This window comes from Sphingobium sp. BHU LFT2, from assembly GCF_018604485.1.
GTDB classification, from domain to species: domain Bacteria; phylum Pseudomonadota; class Alphaproteobacteria; order Sphingomonadales; family Sphingomonadaceae; genus Sphingobium; species Sphingobium yanoikuyae_A.
In genome coordinates this window covers 225182-241689 of sequence record NZ_JAFCGW010000001.1, presented here as the reverse complement: position 1 = coordinate 241689, position 16508 = coordinate 225182, and the positions used below count along the sequence as shown (strand labels likewise).

The window sequence follows — 16508 nt, the reverse complement described above, 5'->3', positions numbered from 1 at the left end:
ATTTATATTGACAAGGGTGGTACGGCGGGGCAAAGGCGATTTTCATACTGGATGGTACGGTTTGGATATGTCCGTGAGTCGCATCAGTTTTTCCATTCGCACCGGCGGTATTGCAGTGACAGCGCTGCTTCTGGCCGGCTGTGCTTCAATACCCGATCTGGGCGACAAGCCCGAGATTCGCGCGCCGCAGAGCGTGGAGGCCGGGCGCAGCCTGAGCGCCGACACGGTTGCCTGGCCCAGCGAGAATTGGTGGAGCGCCTATGGCGATCCGCAACTGACATCGCTGATCGAGGAGGGGCTGCGCAATTCGCCTGACATGGCGGTGGCGCTGGCGCGTTTCCGCCAGGCGACGGCGATGGCCCAGCAATCGGGCGCGGCGCTGCTGCCCACGGTCGACGCCACGGCCAATGCCGGCGTGACCAAGCAGAGCTATAATATGGGCATGCCCAAGGATTTCGTGCCTCAGGGCTGGCTGGGCACCGGCAAGGTCGGGCTGGACTTTGGTCTGGACATCGACCTGTGGGGCAAGAACCGGGCGTCGCTGGCCGCAGCCACGTCGGAAGCCCGCGCGGCCGAGATCGACGCGCAGCAGGCACGCCTGGCGCTGACCACCGCGATCGCCGATGCCTATGCCGATCTGGCCCGCCTCTATGACGAGGCGGAAATCCAGGAGCGCACGCTGGAAATCCGTACGGCCAGCCAGAAGCTGGTCGCCGACCGGCGGCAGAATGGCCTGGAAACGCGCGGCAGCGTGCGCCAGGCCGACGCCACCGTGTCCTCGGCCAAGGCGCAACTGGCGGCCGCCCGCGTGGCGATCGAGCTGCGCCAGCATCAGATCGCCGCGCTGATCGGCGCCGGGCCGGACCGTGGCCTGGCGATGACCCGGCCGCAGGTCGGCCAGTTGGCGCCACTGGGCCTGCCGGCGGACGTCACCACCAATCTGGTGGCGCGTCGTCCCGACGTCGCCGCCGCGCTGGCCCGGACGCAGGCCGCCGCCAGCCGGATCAAGGTGGCGCGGGCATCCTTCTACCCGGCGGTGAGCCTGAGCGCCCTGATCGGCGTCCAGTCGCTGGGGTATGAAACGCTGTTTACCGGCACCGGTGCTTCGGGTGGTTCGACGTCCTTTGCGGACAATCTGTTCAAGAAGGATTCGCTGTTCGGCAGTGCCGGCCCGGCGATCAGCCTGCCGATCTTCCATGGCGGGCAGTTGCGCGGCCAGTATCGTGGCGCGCGCGCGACCTATGACGAGGCGGTCGCCAGCTATGACAAGACGGTGCTGGGCGCCTATCAGGACGTCGCCGACGCCGTGACCAGCCGCCGGACGCTGGACCAGCGGCTGACCGACGCCAAGGCGGCGCTGGCCGCGTCGCAGGATGCCTATGGCGTCGCCCAGCAACGCTACAAGGGCGGGCTTTCCACCTATCTCGACGTGCTGAACGTCGAAGACCAGCTGCTCGCGGCGCGTCAGTCCGTCGCGCAGCTGGAAGCGAGCGCCTTCTCTCTCGATATTGCCCTCATTCGCGCGCTCGGCGGCGGCTTTGCCGCGAGCGACGCTCAGTCCAAGGATCGACCCAATGGCTGATGCCGCCACCGAAACTTCCCCTGAACTGGCCGAGCAGCGCGGCAATGCCCGCAAGACCTGGCTGACCCGTCTGGCGATCGCCGTGCTGGTGGTCGGTGTCCTGTGGGCGGCCTGGTATTTCCTGATCGGCCGCAACCATGTCAGCACCGACAATGCCTATGTGAATGCGGAGGTCGCCCAGGTGACCCCCTTGCTGTCGGCGCAGGCGATCGAGGTCAACGTCACCGACACCCAGGCGGTGAAGCGTGGTGACATCCTGGTGAAGCTGGACCCGACCGATGCGCAGATCGCGCTGCAGCAGGCCGAGGCCGATCTGGCCGATGCCCGTCGCCGCTTCCGCCAGACGAGCGCGACCAGCGGTTCGCTGTCGGCGCAGGTCGAGGCGCGTGGTGCCGACATCGTCCAGGCCCGTGCCCAACTGGCGACCGCGCAGGCCGATTTCGACAAGGCCCGCATCGACCTGCAGCGCCGCGAGGCGCTGGTCGCGGGCGGCGCGGTTTCGGGTGACGAAGTCACCGCGGCGCGCAAATCCTATGCCGCTGCCAAGGCGGCGCTGGACCTGGCCCGTGCCGGTGTCGAGACCGCGCAGGCGACCCGCAATGCCGCCACCGGCCAGCTGGCCGCCAATGACGCGCTGATCCGCGGTTCGACCGAGGAAAGTGATCCCGCGGTGATGGTTGCCAAGGCGAAGCTGGAAGACGCCAAGCTGGACCTGGAACGCACGATCATCCGTGCGCCGATCGACGGCGTGGTGACCAAGCGTGCGGTCCAGATCGGCCAGCGCGTCGCGCAGGGCAGCCCGATCATGAGCATCGTCCCGCTGTCGCAGGTCTATGTCGATGCCAATTTCAAGGAGCGCCAGCTGCGCCATGTGAAGGTGGGCATGCCCGCCACGGTGGTGGCCGACATCTATGGCGGCGACGTCGTCTATCATGGCAAGGTCGTGGGCTTCTCTGGCGGCACCGGTTCGTCGCTGTCGCTGATCCCGGCGCAGAACGCGACCGGCAACTGGATCAAGGTGGTCCAGCGCCTGCCGGTGCGCATCGCGCTCGACCCCAAGGAACTGGCAGAGCATCCGCTGCGCGTGGGCTTGTCCACCGAAGTCGAGATCGATCTGGCCGGCAAGTAAGGGAGCGAGCGCGTGAGCGGTCCCGAAACCTTCAATCTGCTCTCGCCGCGCACCCGCACGCTTGCCGGGCTGGTGCTGGCGCTCAGCAACTTCATGGTCGTGCTCGACCTGACCATCGCCAATGTCTCGGTGCCGCATATCGCCGGTAATCTGGGCATCTCCGGCGACCAGGGCACCTGGATCATCACATCCTATGCGGTGGCGGAGGCGATCTGCGTGCCGCTGACCGGCTGGCTGGCGCTGCGTTTCGGCGTGGTGCGGACCTTCATCTGGGCGATGATCGGCTTCGGCTTCTTCTCGATGATGTGCGGCCTGTCGACCACGCTGGGCATGATCGTGGCCGCGCGCCTGGGTCAGGGCATTTGTGGCGGGCCGATCATGCCGATGTCGCAGACCCTGTTGCTGCGCATCTTCCCGCCGGAAATGCGGCCGCGCGCCATGGGCCTGTGGGCGATGACGACGCTGCTGGGGCCGGCCATGGGGCCGATCGTCGGCGGCTATATCAGTGACAATTGGAGCTGGCACTGGATCTTCTTCATCAACCTGCCGATCGCGGCGCTGTGCGTGTTCGCGGCGATGGCGATGCTGCGGCCGGTGGAGACCGATACGGCGCACCAGCCGATCGACAAGATCGGCCTGTGCCTGCTGATCTTCTGGATCGGCTGCCTGCAGGTGATGCTGGACATCGGTCGCGACCATGACTGGTTCTCCGACCCGCTGATCCTGACGCTCGCCATCCTGGCCGGCATCGGCTTCATCGTCTTCATCATCTGGGAGCTGACCGAGGAGCATCCGATCGTCGACCTGCGGGTGTTCCGACATATCGGCTTCTCATCGGGCGTTTTCACGCTGGCTTTAGCCTTCGGCGCCTATTTCTCCAGCATCGTGGTCATCCCGCAATGGCTGCAGATGTCGATGGGCTATACCGCGACCTGGTCGGGCATCGTCACCGCCTTCACGGCGATGGCGGCGGTGATGAGTGCCCCCTTCGCCGCGCGTTTCACCGGTAAGGTCGATCCGCGCATCATGATTTCGGGCGCGGTCTTCTGGCTGGGCTGCATGACCTTGTGGCGGGCGCACTGGACCAGCGGCATCGACTTTTTCGGGCTGGCGCTGCCGCAGTTCGTGCAGGGCTTTGCTATGCCCTTCTTCATGATCCCGTTGACGACGCTGACCCTGGGGTCGGTGCCGCCGAGCGAGACGGCGTCGGCGGCCGGCCTGCAGAATTTCCTGCGGACCATGGCGATCGCGATCGCGACGTCGCTGGTGCTGACCGGATGGAGCGACAGCCAGCGCGTGTCGCGCAACGAACTGGCCGGTGCCTTGCAGCCCGACGATGCGCAGCGCGCGCTGTCGGGCATGGGGATGACGACCGAGCAGATCCGCCAGACCATATCCAATCTGGTCGAGCAGGAGGCGATCGCCATTTCGGTCGATTATGTCTTCTTCATCTCCGCGCTGGTGCTGTTTGCGGCGGCGGTGATCGTCTGGCTGGCGCCCAAGCCGAGCGGGCCGGTGGACACGTCGGCCGCGCACTGAGCGCTGCCCTGTTCGAGGCAAAGAAAAAGCCTCCCGTTGCTGTCGCGACGGGAGGCTTTTCTTTGTGCGGGCCTCGGCCCTAGCGGGCGGCCGAGGCGCGCTTCTGTCCATAGAGGAAATAGACGACGAGGCCGATCGCGTTCCAGATCAGGCAGGCATAGATGGTCTTCATCGGCAGGCTGAGGAACAGATAGGCGCAGCCGAGCACGGCGCCCAGGCCCACCAGCGTCGCCGCCGGGGTGCGGAACGGGCGCTTGAGGTCCGGTGCGCGGCGGCGCAGGATTAGCAGGCAGGCGCCCACCGCGGTGAAGGCGATCAGCGTGCCGGCATTGGCGAGCGCGGCGATCTGGTCGATCGGCAGCACGCCGGCGATGACCGCCACCAGCACGGCCGTGACGGCGGTGATGCGCGCAGGGGTGCCGCGCTTCGAGATGCGGGCGAGCGATTGCGGCAGGAAGCCGTCGCGCGCCATCACCAGGAAGATGCGGCTCTGGCCGTAGAGGAAGCCCAGCAGCACGGTGGGAAGCGCAATGACGGCGGCGATCGCGACGATCCGGGCGATCGACCCCTGGCCCATTTCACGCAGGATGAGGGCAAGCGGCTCCGGGCTGTCGGCAAAGCGGGTGAAGGGCATGGCGCCCACCGCTGCGGCGGCGACCAGCACATAGATGAGGGTGCAGACGATCAGCGAGCCGACGATGCCGATGGCGAGGTCCCGGTCCGGGTTCTTGGCTTCCTCCGCCGCGGTCGAGATCGCGTCGAAGCCGTAGAAGGCGAAGAAGATGATCGCGGCTGCGGCCATCACGCCGCGCTCGATGCCGTCAGGCCCCATATGCTTGGCAAAGCCGAAGGGCATGAAGGGTTCGAGATGCTGGGCATCGAAGGCGGGCAGGGCGACCCAGACGAACAGGCTCAGGGTCGCGATCTTGATCAGCACCAGCAGCGTGTTGAGCCGGGCGCTTTCGCGCGTGCCGAACATCAGCAGGGCAGCGACGACGCCGATGATGAAGATGGCGGGGGTGTTGATGAGGCCGCCAAGCTCCGGCCCCTTGGTCAGCGCCTCGGGAAAGCCGAGCGGGGTGAGGAGCGGGGCGGCATAGCCCGACCAGCCCACCGCCACGGTCGAGACGACCAGCGAATATTCGAGGATCAGGCTCCAGCCCACGATCCACGCAATGCCCTCGCCCAGCACCACATAGGAGTAGCTGTAGGCGCTGCCCGCTGCCGGCATCATGGTCGACAGTTCGGCATAGGCGAGCGCGGCGCAGGCGCAGATCGCGCCGGCAATGGCGAAGGAGATGAGGACGGCGGGGCCGGCGCGATCGGCGCCGACGCCGATCAGGGTGAGGATGCCGGTGCCGACGATCGCGCCAACGCCCAGCGCCAGCAGATGCGGCCAGGACAGGGTGCGCGCCATGCTGTGGGCGCCTCCCTGGGGCGTCATCGCCTCCATCGGCTTGCGACGTGTCCAACTCATAGAAAAGCTCCCCCTGTTATGCGGTCTGTGGCGGGTTTGCTGGCGCAAACGACGGGCGGGCGCAAGCGCCGAGCCGGAACGTGGCGACTTCTTACAATATTGGGCGTGGTTGCTGCGCTATTGTTGCCAAAGAGTGGGAGGTCGACGCAATGGCGACGGCAATCGGTGCAGTGGAACGACAGGCGCGGGAACGGCGCATCTTTACCGGCATGGCGGCGCTGGTCGCTGTCACCGTGGTTGGCGGCTTCGGCAGCTTTGCCCTGCGCGGCTATGTCGACGTGGCGACCGTGCCGTGGTGGGTGCATGTCCATGCGCTGTCGCTGCTGGCATGGACGCTGCTGTTCCTGGCGCAGGCACTGCTGGTGGCGCAGCGGCGGACCGATCTCCATCGCCAGTTGGGCTGGATTGCGGCCGGGCTTGCCTGCTTCCTGATCCCCTGGGGTATCGCGACGTCGATCCTGGCGGTGCAGATGGGGCGGGTGCCGCCCTTTTTTCCGCCGGGCATATTCCTGGTGCTGGGGCCGCTCGACATGCTGGCCTTTGGTTCGCTCACATTGGCGGCGATCCTGCTGCGGCAGCGGAGCGACTGGCACAAGCGGCTGATATTGTGCGGGACCATCGCGATGATGGAGCCGGCATTCGGCCGGATATTGCCGATGCCGCTGCTGGGGCCATGGGCCGGCGCCTGCGCGACATTGATGCAGTTGCTCTATGTCGGGATCGCGATGCGCGCCGATGCGGGGCTGCGCGGCGCGGTGCATCCGGCCTATCGCTGGGGGCTGGCGGTGATCGCCGGGCGATTGCTGTTGGTCGAGTTGCTGGGGCGCACGGCGATCGTCACTGGGGCGGCTGCCGCGCTGGCTGCGGGATAGCGGACTTGCGCTTGCGGCCGCTTTGGCTTAAGGGGCGCCCTGCATCCGGGACTCTGGTCCTGGAACCCTGACGACTCCAGGATATCCAAGAGGGATATCGAATGGACGCTGGCCGGCGAGTTTTCGCCCGCCGGCGATTTTGTCGTTTTGGGGTGATGCATGGATTTTCCGGGTCTTGGCCCGAATTGAGGTGATGATGTTCGATTCGCTAAGCGATCGTCTCGGTGGGGTATTCGACAAGCTGCGTGGGCGCGGTGCGCTTACGGAGGACGATGTCCGTGCCGCGATGCGCGAAGTGCGAGTCGCACTGCTGGAAGCCGACGTGGCGCTGCCCGTCGTCCGCCAGTTCGTCGACCAGGCGACCGAAAAGGCTGTCGGCAGCGATGTGCTGCGGTCGATCACGCCCGGCCAGATGGTCGTCAAGATCGTTTCCGACACGCTGACCGAAACGCTGGGCGCCGAAACCAGCGACCTGCTGATCGACGTGACCCCGCCCGCCGTCATCATGATGGTCGGCCTGCAGGGGTCGGGCAAGACGACCTCGACCGCGAAGATCGCCAAGCGCCTGAAGGACAAGGAGCGCAAGAAGGTGCTGATGGCGTCGCTCGACGTCCAGCGCCCGGCCGCGCAGGAACAGCTTGCCGTCCTTGGCACCCAGATCGATGTCGCGACCCTGCCGATCGTCGCCGGCCAGCAGCCGGTCGAGATTGCCAAGCGCGCGCTGCAGTCGGCCAAGCTGCAGGGCTTCGACGTCGTCATGCTCGACACCGCCGGCCGACTGCATGTCGACCAGGCGCTGATGGACGAGATGAAGGCGGTTGCCGACGTCGCCAACCCGGCGGAAATCCTGCTGGTGGTCGACTCGCTGACCGGCCAGGATGCCGTGAACGTGGCGACCAGCTTTACCGCGCAGGTGCCGCTGACCGGTGTCGTGCTGACCCGTATGGACGGCGACGCCCGTGGCGGCGCCGCGCTGTCGATGCGCGCGGTCACCGGCCGTCCGATCAAGTTCGCTGGCACCGGCGAAAAGCTGGATGCGCTTGAGCCCTTCCATCCGGCCCGCGTTGCCCAGCGCATCCTGGGCATGGGCGACGTCGTCAGCCTGGTCGAGAAGGCCGCCGAGACGATCGACGCCGAGGAAGCCGACAAGCTGGCCAAGAAGATGGCCAAGGGTCAGTTCGACATGAACGACCTGCGCAGCCAGCTCAACCAGATGCGCCGCATGGGCGGTCTGGGCGCGCTGGCCGGCATGCTGCCGGGCCTCAAGAAGGCGCAGGCGGCGATGGCCAATAGCGGCGCCAACGACAAGACGCTGCTGCATCTGGACGCGATGATCGGGTCGATGACCCCCAAGGAGCGCGAGAAGCCCGCGCTGATCAACGCCAAGCGCAAGATCCGTATCGCCAAGGGCGCCGGCCGCACCGTGCAGGACGTCAACCGTCTCCTGAAAATGCATCAGGAAATGGAAACGGCGATGAAGAAGATCCGCAAGATGGGCGGCCTCAAGGGGCTGGCCAAGATGTTCACCGGCGGTGGCATGGGTGGATTGGGCGGCCTGGGTGGTCCGGGCGGCGCGGATGGGCAGGGCGGTCCGCCCGACCTGTCGGGTCTGGGTGGCCTTGGTGGCTTGGGCGGCAACATGCCCAAGCTTCCGCCCGGCTTTCAGAATTTCATGAAGAAATAAGCAATTTCCGTAATTTGGTTTGAATAGAAAGGTCTAGTTCCATGGCAACCTCCATCCGTCTGTCGCGCGGCGGCTCCAAGAAGCGCCCCTATTACCGCATCGTCGTGGCCGACAGCCGCGCTCCGCGTGACGGCAAGTTCATCGAGCGCATCGGCAGCTACAACCCCGTCCTGCCCAAGGGCGACGAAAAGCGCGTCATCATCGACGTCGAGCGTGCGAAGCACTGGGTTGCCGCCGGCGCCCAGGCGACCGACCGCGTTGCCCGCTTCCTCGACGCCGCCGGCGTGAAGGAGCGCGCTGCTCGCAACAACCCGAAGAAGGCAGAGCCGGGCCAGAAGGCCAAGGACCGCGCTGAAGACCGCGCTGCCAAGGCTGCCGAAGCTGAAGAAGCTGCGCGCGAAGCCGCTGCCGCTGCCGCCGCTCCGGCTGCTGAAGAAGCTGCTCCCGCCGAGGAAGCCGCTGCCGAGCAGGCCGAGGGCTGATCCTCTTGACCGACAAGCCCGTCACCCTGGCCGCGATCATCGGTGCCCATGGCGTGGCGGGCGAAGTCCGTCTGAAGCTGTTTGGCGAAGGGGCCGAGGCCCTGAAAAGCTACAAGAGCTTCGATGCGGCGGGGCGCACATTGACCTTAAAGTCGGTGCGCCCCGGCCCGAATGGCGCGGTGGCCCGCTTTGCCGAGATCGGCGATCGCGGCGCGGCCGAAGCCCTGCGCGGCACGGCGCTGACCGTCCTGCGTTCCGCCCTGCCGGCCTTGCCCGAGGGCGAATATTATCATGCCGACCTGGTCGGCCTTCCCTGCACCAGCAGCACCGGCGAGACGCTGGGCGAGATCATCGCGGTCGAGAATTTCGGCGCCGGCGACATCATCGAGGTGCAGCGTCCGTCCATCGAGGGCAAGCCCGGCAAGCGCTTCATGGCGCCGATGCATGTGGTGGTGCTGAGCGAGGACGGCGCCGTGATTGACGCGGCTTTTACCGAATAGTATATACGCTCCGTATATACGGAGCTTCTCCATGGGCGAAGAATATCGGGCCAAGGTCTTCAAGTCGGGCAACAGCCTGGCGTTGCGGCTGCCAAAGAGTCTGGGCCTGAATGACGGCGAGGAAGTCGTCATGATACCGCATGCCGATGGCAGTTTTTCCTTCTGGAAGCAGGGGCAGCAGCGCGACATCCTTTTGTCCCTGTTCGGCAGCATGTCGGCGGGCTTCATGGCGGAAGGGCGCGGCGATATCGATCAGGGGGATCGCGATTGGACCGGACCGGCGTCGTCTGCGGCATGACGCAGGTCGCTTATCTGCTCGACACCAATGTTTGCATCGATTTCCTGCTCGGACGGAGCGCCCGTCTGGCCGAGCGGATGGCGGCCGAGTTCGATCGCCTGTCGGTTTCCGCTGTCACTGCTGCCGAATTGCGGGTCGGCAATCGCGGCTCTAGCGATCCGGTCGGCGACCTGCGGCGTGTCGATACATTTCTGGCGCTGCTGAATATCTTGCCGTTCGATGATGCGGCGGCGCACACCTATGCCGAGATGGTACGCCTGCTGGGGGTGCGCCGTCGGGGTTTCGATCGGTTGATCGGAGCGCAGGCGATGGCGTCGGCCATGGTGCTGGTGACGCGCAACGAAAAGGATTTCGCGGATATTCCCGGCCTGACAGTGGAGGATTGGAGCGCATGATGACCATGGCTGTGCGCATGGTGGCCCTGTCGGGATTTCTGTCCATCCTGTCTGCGCCGGCCGTTGCTGCTGATGCAAAGAAGATCGACGCTGCCATCCCCGAGATTGACCGTCTCTTTGCCGATTTCCAGGTCGATAGCCATGCGCCGGGCCTGGTCTATGGCATCGTCTCCGATGGCAGGCTGGTTCATGTGAAGGGCTTTGGCGCGCAGGATCTGGTGCAGAAGCGGCCGGTAACGGCCGACAGCCTGTTCCGCATCGCATCCATGACCAAGGCGTTCACGGCGCTGTCGATCCTGAAGCTGCGGGAGGAGGGCAAGCTCTCGCTCGATGATCTGGCCGAGACTTATGTGCCGGAAATGCGTGGCTGGACCTATGCGACCAAGGATAGCCCTCGCATCCGTATCCGCGACCTGCTGACCCACAGTGCTGGCTTTGTCGATGACAATCCCTGGGGCGACCGGCAGACGCCGCTGCCCGACGCGGACTTCACCCGGATGCTGGAGCAGGGCGTGCCGATGAGCAGCGCGCCGGCGACCCATTATGAATATTCCAACTTCGGCTATGCGCTGCTGGGGCGGATCATCGCCAATGTTACGGGCATGCCCTATCGCCGCTATGTCGAGCAAAGCCTGTTGACGCCGCTGGGCATGACGTCGAGCGGCTATCAGCTGAGCGAATGGCCGGTTGCGCGGCGGTCGCTCGGCTATCGCTGGGAAGATGGGCGCTGGAAGCGCGAGCCCGACATGGCCGACGGCGCCTTTGGCGCGATGGGCGGGCTGCAGACCAGTGCCAATGACTATGCCCGCTGGGTGGCCTTTCTGCTGTCGGCCTGGCCGCCGCGCGACGATGCGGAGAGCGGCCCGGTCAGCCGGGCGTCGGTGCGGATGCTGGCGGAGGGTAGCAATTTCATGAGCGTCGGCCAGCGCAACGGCAAGAGCGGGGCGACCGCCTGCCGCCAAGCGGCGGCCTATGGCTTTGCCATGCGGATCGCGCAGGATTGCGACCTGGGGCTGACCCTGTCCCATGGCGGCGGCTATCCCGGCTATGGCAGTCATGTGATGCTGATGCCGGATTATGGTGTCGGCATCTTCGTTTTCACCAATCGCACCTATAATGGCGGGGCGGGCGCCGCCTGGGATGCGGCGATGCTGTTGCACAAGGCGGGGGCGCTGATCGCGCGGGACGTGCCGGTCAGTCCGCTGCTGGCGCAGGGCTATGCCGCGGCAGGGCGCATCTATGCGTCGGGCGATGTGCTGGCCGCCCGCGACAATCTGGCGATGAATTTCCTGATGGACGCCGATGCGGTGCATTGGGGCAAGCGCCTGGCGGCGTTGAAGGGAGAGGTCGGTAGCTGCGCGGTCGATGCACCGCTGAGCGCGACGGGCAATCTGTCGGGCAAGTTCACCTGGACCTGCGAGAAGGGGCGGGTGGCGGGCAGCCTGCTGCTGGCGCCGACGGCCGACGCGGAAATCCAGGAGATGAAGCTGGAGGTCAAGGCGCCCTGAGGCGCGCGCGATCGACAGTTCCCCCTGCGGCGAAAATACTCTAGGCGCGCAGCCATGGCGCAAATTTTGACCGCAATCTATCTGCTGATGATGCTGGCCGGGGGCTGGCGGCTGTTCGGCCTTGGCTGGCCGCTCTGGGTGAAGGGGCTGGTGGCGATCGGGCTGGTCTGTCCCCTGCCGCTGCTGGTGCTGCTGCCGGGCATGCTGCATCCCGAACGGCCCTTTGCCGACATGCTGCGGATGATCGGCTTCGTGATGATGGGCTGCGGTGCGCTCTGCCTGATTGGTGGCCTGTCTGCCGCCCGGCTGCGGGCGCGCCGGCGATGAGCTTTGCGGCCCAGATCCTGACCCTCTATCCCGAGATGTTTCCGGGCCCCTTGGGCGTGTCGCTCGCGGGGCGTGCGCTGGCCGAGGGCAAATGGTCGTGCGATCCGATCCAGATGCGCGGCTTTGCGACCGACAAGCATCGCACCGTCGACGATACGCCGGCCGGGGGTGGGGCGGGCATGGTGCTGAAGCCCGACATATTGGCGCGCGGCATCGATCATGCGCTGGCGCAGCGGCCCGACCTGCCGATCCTGGCGATGACGCCGCGCGGCAAGCCGATCACGCAGGCGCGGATCCGGGCGCTGGCGGACGGTCCCGGTGTGACGCTGCTGTGCGGGCGGTTCGAGGGGTTTGACGAGCGTATTTTCGAGGCCCGGCCGATCGAGCAGGTCTCGATGGGCGACATCATCCTGTCCGGCGGGGAAATGGGCGCGCTGATGCTGCTGGATGCTTGCATCCGCCTGCTTCCCGGTGTAATGGGCGCCGCTTCCAGCGGTGTTGAGGAATCCTTTGAAACGGGGTTGCTCGAATATCCGCATTATACCCGACCAGTCGAATGGGAGGGGCGCAGGATTCCCGAAGTGTTGCGATCGGGGGATCATGCGAAGATCGCCGCCTGGCGGAAACAACAGGTGGAGGCAGATACACGGCTAAGGCGGCCGGACCTTTGGGAACGTCATATCGGCGTTCGGGACCAGTCGCCCTCTGGTGCGCAACGCGAAAATAAGGACTAAGTTACATGAACTTGATCCAGCAGATCGAGGCCGAAAACATTGCCGCCCTGGCGAAGGAAATCCCCGATTTCCGTCCCGGTGACACCCTGCGCGTCGGCGTGAAGGTTGTCGAAGGCGAGCGCAGCCGCGTCCAGAACTATGAAGGCGTCTGCATTGCCCGTTCCAACAAGGGCATGGGCAGCAACTTCACCGTTCGCAAGATTTCGTTCGGCGAAGGCGTGGAGCGCGTGTTCCCGCTCTACTCGCCCAACCTCGATTCGATCACCGTCGTTCGTCGCGGTGTCGTGCGTCGTGCCAAGCTCTATTATCTGCGTGGCCGCACCGGCAAGCGCGCTCGTATCGCCGAGCGCCGCGATACCCGCACCGAAGGTTGATCCTTCAAAACTGTCCTTGACAGTTGTAAAAATGAAACAGGCGGTGGCCCCCAGGGCTGCCGCCTTTTTCTTTGTGTTACAATGATTTGACACATTGTTTTACGGCATGAATTATTGCGCTTGCGAACAAATTTTTGCGGCCACCCAAAGGGCCATTTCGCAGTCGATGCAATTATGCCAGCCTGATATTTCCAGATGTTACTGAATGAAACGCACTGAAATTTCCGATTTCAGGAACGGATAGTTGCGTCCATTCCGATCTCATCCGGCAACAAGAAGAGGGGGGTGTCGAAAGGTCTCTAAAAAAAGAAATAGGGGGCTTTTTGATGAAGTATCAGGGTCTGTTTTCATGCAGTGCGATTGCCATTGCACTGTCCTATTCCATGCCTGTTCTTGCGCAGGATGTCGCGCCCCAGGCGGCCGCAGCGGAAACGCCCGGCCAGACGATCATCGTCACCGGCACGCGGCGTACCGACCGTACCGTCGCCGAATCGCCGACGCCGATCGATGTCTATTCCGGCGAGGAACTGCAGAAGCAGGGCGTCGCCGACATGAACCAGGTGATCCAGAACCTGGTCCCGTCCTTCTCGGTGGCGCGCTATGCCATTGGTGACGGCTCCTCCTTCGTCCGGCCGCCCAACCTTCGCGGGCTGGCGCCCGACCAGACGCTGGTGATGGTGAACGGCAAGCGCATGCATCGCTCCGCGCTGGTGCAGATCGGCGCGAACGCCCAGTCCGCTGGCGCCCATTCGGCCGACCTTGCGCAGATTCCGGCGATTGCGGTGCGCAGCGTCGAAGTGCTGCGCGACGGCGCTTCGGCCCAATATGGTTCCGACGCGATCGCGGGCGTCATCAACATGGCGCTGCGCGACGATACCGACGGCATTTCGGGCTATGCCCGCTATGGCCAATATTATCGCGGCGATGGCGAGGATTATCAGGTCGCGCTGAACGGTGGTTTCAAGCTGGGCGACAATGGCTTCATCAACATCAGCGGCGAATATGTGAACGCCGGCAAGACCAGCCGCGGCGTCACCCGACCCGGCGCGCTGGAACTGTCGCAGGAGCAGCCCGACATCGGCGTGCCCAAGCTGGCGCAGCGCTATGGCAATCCGAAGATGGAATCCTATCGCTTCTTCGTGAATGGCGGCTTCGACCTGGGCGACGACAGCAGCATCTACTTCTTTGGCAATTATGGCCACAGCTTCCAGGAAGAGAGCTTCAACTATCGCCAGTCGGTCAATTCCGCCAATTTCGGCCTGAACGGCATCTTCAACGACTATTTCACCGATTTCGACAACACGACGCCGGGCATCCAGACCGGCGCGGCGGGCGGCAATGTCTATGCGCCCAACGATTATGACCCCACGACGCGGGATTATACGCAGGTGTCGGATTGCTCCGATCCGCTGGTCCAGAACTGGAGCTGCGTCTATTCGGGCGGCTTCACGCCGATCTTCTTCGGCAAGATCGACGATATTTCGGGCACCGTCGGCTACAAGGGCACGCTCGGCTTTGGCCTGAACTATGACCTGTCGGGCAGCTATGGCCAGTCCACGCTGAAATATACGATGAACGGCACGATGAACCCGTCGCTGGGCATCACCTCGCCGACCGAATTCTACCTCGGCAAGCTGGAACAGCGCGAGACGCTGTTCAATGCGGACTTCAGCTATCCCTGGGAAGTCGGGCTGGCGAGTCCGATCACGATTGCGTTTGGTGGGCAGTATTTCCGGGAATCCTATGAACTGGGCCTGGGCGACGCGGCCTCCTATGCGATCGGGCCCTATACCGGGAACCTGGTCTTCCATCAGGATGGCACACCGGTGCTGAACGCGGATGGCAGCCAGCTTTCGGTCGCGCTGCCGGTCGGCGCCAATGGCTTCCCCGGTTATGGTCCGGCGATCGCGGGTGAGAGCAGCCGCAATTCCAAGGGTCTTTATATCGACGTGGAAGGCGACATCACCGAAGCCTTCTCGCTTGGTTTTGCCGGCCGCTACGAGCATCTGTCCGACTTCGGCAATTCGACCACCGGCAAGGTGTCGGCACGCTACGCCATCGTGCCGGATGTGTTCGCGGTTCGCGGCACGCTGTCGACCGGCTTCCGTGCGCCGACGCCGGGCCAAACCAACACCAGCAGCATCGCGACCACCTTCAATCCGGGCAATCCCAACGCGATCGAGTTCATGACGCTGCCGGTCGCCAGCCCGGTCGCCCAATATCTGGGCGCGGTGCCGCTGAAGCCGGAAGAGTCGGTCAGCTTCTCGGCCGGTACGGTGTTCACGCCGGCCCCCGGCGCGTCGCTGACGATCGACTATTACAACATCAAGGTGAAGGACCGCATTGGCACCACCGGATCGCGGGTGATCACCGACGATCAGCGCCCCGAACTTCAGGCGCTGGGCCTGGCCAACTATGCCACGGTCAACGAGGTGCAGTTCCTGACCAATGCCTTCGATACCCGGACCCAGGGTGTCGACGTGGTTGGCAGCTATCGCTTCTCGACAGACAGCATGGGGACGTTCAACACCACGCTGGCCTTCAACTACAACAAGACGAAGGTCATCCGCGTCGGGCTGGACCCCGATACCGGATCGCCGATCATCAGCGACACGCGCATCATGCAGCTGCAGAATACGCTGCCCAAGACGCGCGTGATCCTGACCGAGAACTGGACCAGCGGCGCGCTGTCGGTGCTCGGCCGGGCGAACTGGTATGGCAAGTACAAGGTCTATGACGACGGCACTGGTGCGAACGGCGAAAGCTATGTCAATCAGAGCTTTGGCAGCGAGTTCGTGTTCGATCTGGAAGTCAGCTATCAGCTCAATGACAATTTCACGCTGAGTGCCGGCGCGCAGAACCTGTTCAGCAACTATCCCGACAAATATGACAATCGCGCCGGCGGGCTGGGGCCGGTCTATGCGTCGACGGGTGGTCGCTTCACCGGTGACATCTATCCCGACGTATCGCCCTTCGGCTTCAACGGCGGCTTCTGGTATGCGAAGGTCGGATTCAAGTTCTGATCCCGCATCATCATGATCCGATCGGCCGGTCCCTTGCGGGGCCGGCCGATTTCGTTGCAGGAGGGGCCATGTCCTTGACCAACCGCCTGGCGACCGCCGCCGACGAACCCGCTTTGTCCACCCTGATGACGCTGGCCATCGAGCAATTGCAGTCGGCCTATCTGACCGCTGCGCAGGTACAAGCCAGCCATGGCTTCATGGGGCTGGACCGGCGGCTGATCGGTGACCGGACCTATTTCGTGGTGGAGGCGGAGGGCGCGATCGCCGGATGTGGCGGATGGAGCCGCCGGGCGACCGCCTATGGCGGCGACCACACGGCCGGGCGCGACGACCGCATGCTCGACCCCGCGACCGAGGCGGCGAAGGTGCGGGCGATGTACACCCATCCCGACCATGTCCGCAAAGGGGTCGGCACGACCATCCTGGCGCTGTGCGAGGCGGCCGCGCGGCGGGAGGGCTTTGCCGCGCTGGAATTGTCGGCGACGATGGCGGGCGTGCCGCTCTATCGCAGCTTCGGGTTCATCGACGTCCGCCCGTTTGAGGATAGTGGCGTGCCGATGATCCTGATGCGCAAGGCAATCTGA

The 16508-nt window shown here is 64.8% G+C and carries 16 protein-coding genes; 15 read left to right on the top strand and 1 reads right to left on the bottom strand.

Translation table 11 applies throughout. The features are described from left to right. The first annotated feature begins 67 nt into the window (after positions 1-67). From JQK15_RS01190 to JQK15_RS01180, 3 genes are read left to right on the top strand one after another with little or no spacing between them, the layout of a single operon-like run. Positions 68-1582, top strand: a complete 1515-nt coding sequence (locus JQK15_RS01190; protein ID WP_214863008.1) for an efflux transporter outer membrane subunit — start codon at positions 68-70, stop codon at positions 1580-1582. After that, positions 1575-2711, top strand: coding sequence for an EmrA/EmrK family multidrug efflux transporter periplasmic adaptor subunit (locus JQK15_RS01185; protein ID WP_214863006.1), 1137 nt, complete (start codon positions 1575-1577; stop codon positions 2709-2711). The genes JQK15_RS01190 and JQK15_RS01185 overlap by 8 nt, the downstream gene beginning before the upstream one ends. A 12-nt stretch (positions 2712-2723) precedes the next feature. Next, entirely contained in the window at positions 2724-4250 is a 1527-nt protein-coding gene (locus tag JQK15_RS01180; RefSeq protein WP_004208105.1) for a DHA2 family efflux MFS transporter permease subunit, read from the top strand. Positions 4251-4329: 79 nt separating this feature from the next. On the opposite strand, the gene JQK15_RS01175 is transcribed toward JQK15_RS01180, so the two are convergent. Continuing rightward, the gene (locus tag JQK15_RS01175) at positions 4330-5727 is read right to left on the bottom strand and encodes an amino acid permease (protein WP_214863004.1); all 1398 of its coding nucleotides are present in this window, start codon (positions 5725-5727) and stop codon (positions 4330-4332) included. 149 nt (positions 5728-5876) lie between these two features. On the opposite strand from JQK15_RS01175, the gene JQK15_RS01170 reads away from it, so the two are divergent. The 12 genes from JQK15_RS01170 to JQK15_RS01115 all read left to right on the top strand — a co-directional run bounded on the left by JQK15_RS01170 (position 5877) and on the right by JQK15_RS01115 (position 16508). Further along, positions 5877-6599 carry a hypothetical protein gene (locus JQK15_RS01170; RefSeq protein WP_214863002.1) on the top strand — a complete coding sequence of 241 codons (723 nt, stop codon included), beginning with the start codon at positions 5877-5879 and terminating at the stop codon, positions 6597-6599. 193 nt (positions 6600-6792) lie between these two features. Continuing rightward, positions 6793-8283: a signal recognition particle protein gene (ffh, locus tag JQK15_RS01165; RefSeq protein ID WP_010335520.1), complete on the top strand. Its 1491-nt coding sequence runs from the start codon at positions 6793-6795 to the stop codon at positions 8281-8283. A 41-nt stretch (positions 8284-8324) separates the two neighbouring features. Then, the gene (gene rpsP, locus JQK15_RS01160) at positions 8325-8765 is read left to right on the top strand and encodes a 30S ribosomal protein S16 (protein ID WP_004208098.1); all 441 of its coding nucleotides are present in this window, start codon (positions 8325-8327) and stop codon (positions 8763-8765) included. 5 nt (positions 8766-8770) lie between these two features. After that, positions 8771-9265: a ribosome maturation factor RimM gene (gene rimM / locus JQK15_RS01155; protein ID WP_214863000.1), complete on the top strand. Its 495-nt coding sequence runs from the start codon at positions 8771-8773 to the stop codon at positions 9263-9265. Positions 9266-9296: 31 nt separating this feature from the next. Further along, complete coding sequence (locus tag JQK15_RS01150) at positions 9297-9563, top strand: antitoxin (RefSeq protein WP_004208096.1); 267 nt, start codon at positions 9297-9299, stop codon at positions 9561-9563. After that, a complete protein-coding gene (locus tag JQK15_RS01145) occupies positions 9533-9958 on the top strand; it encodes a type II toxin-antitoxin system VapC family toxin (protein WP_214862997.1) in 426 nt (141 codons plus the stop codon). The genes JQK15_RS01150 and JQK15_RS01145 overlap by 31 nt, the downstream gene beginning before the upstream one ends. Beyond that, positions 9955-11466 carry a serine hydrolase domain-containing protein gene (locus tag JQK15_RS01140; RefSeq protein WP_214862996.1) on the top strand — a complete coding sequence of 504 codons (1512 nt, stop codon included), beginning with the start codon at positions 9955-9957 and terminating at the stop codon, positions 11464-11466. The genes JQK15_RS01145 and JQK15_RS01140 overlap by 4 nt, the downstream gene beginning before the upstream one ends. Before the next feature lie 54 nt (positions 11467-11520). Continuing rightward, positions 11521-11793 carry a hypothetical protein gene (locus tag JQK15_RS01135; protein WP_010335523.1) on the top strand — a complete coding sequence of 91 codons (273 nt, stop codon included), beginning with the start codon at positions 11521-11523 and terminating at the stop codon, positions 11791-11793. Next, on the top strand, positions 11790-12527 hold the full coding sequence (gene trmD / locus JQK15_RS01130; protein WP_214862993.1) for a tRNA (guanosine(37)-N1)-methyltransferase TrmD: 738 nt from the start codon (positions 11790-11792) through the stop codon (positions 12525-12527). The genes JQK15_RS01135 and trmD overlap by 4 nt, the downstream gene beginning before the upstream one ends. 5 nt (positions 12528-12532) lie before the next feature. Beyond that, a complete protein-coding gene (gene rplS / locus JQK15_RS01125; protein ID WP_004208091.1) occupies positions 12533-12901 on the top strand; it encodes a 50S ribosomal protein L19 in 369 nt (122 codons plus the stop codon). Positions 12902-13227: 326 nt separating this feature from the next. Continuing rightward, on the top strand, positions 13228-15924 hold the full coding sequence (locus tag JQK15_RS01120) for a TonB-dependent receptor plug domain-containing protein (RefSeq protein ID WP_037507760.1): 2697 nt from the start codon (positions 13228-13230) through the stop codon (positions 15922-15924). Positions 15925-15992: 68 nt separating this feature from the next. Then, positions 15993-16508, top strand: coding sequence for a GNAT family N-acetyltransferase (locus JQK15_RS01115; protein ID WP_214862991.1), 516 nt, complete (start codon positions 15993-15995; stop codon positions 16506-16508).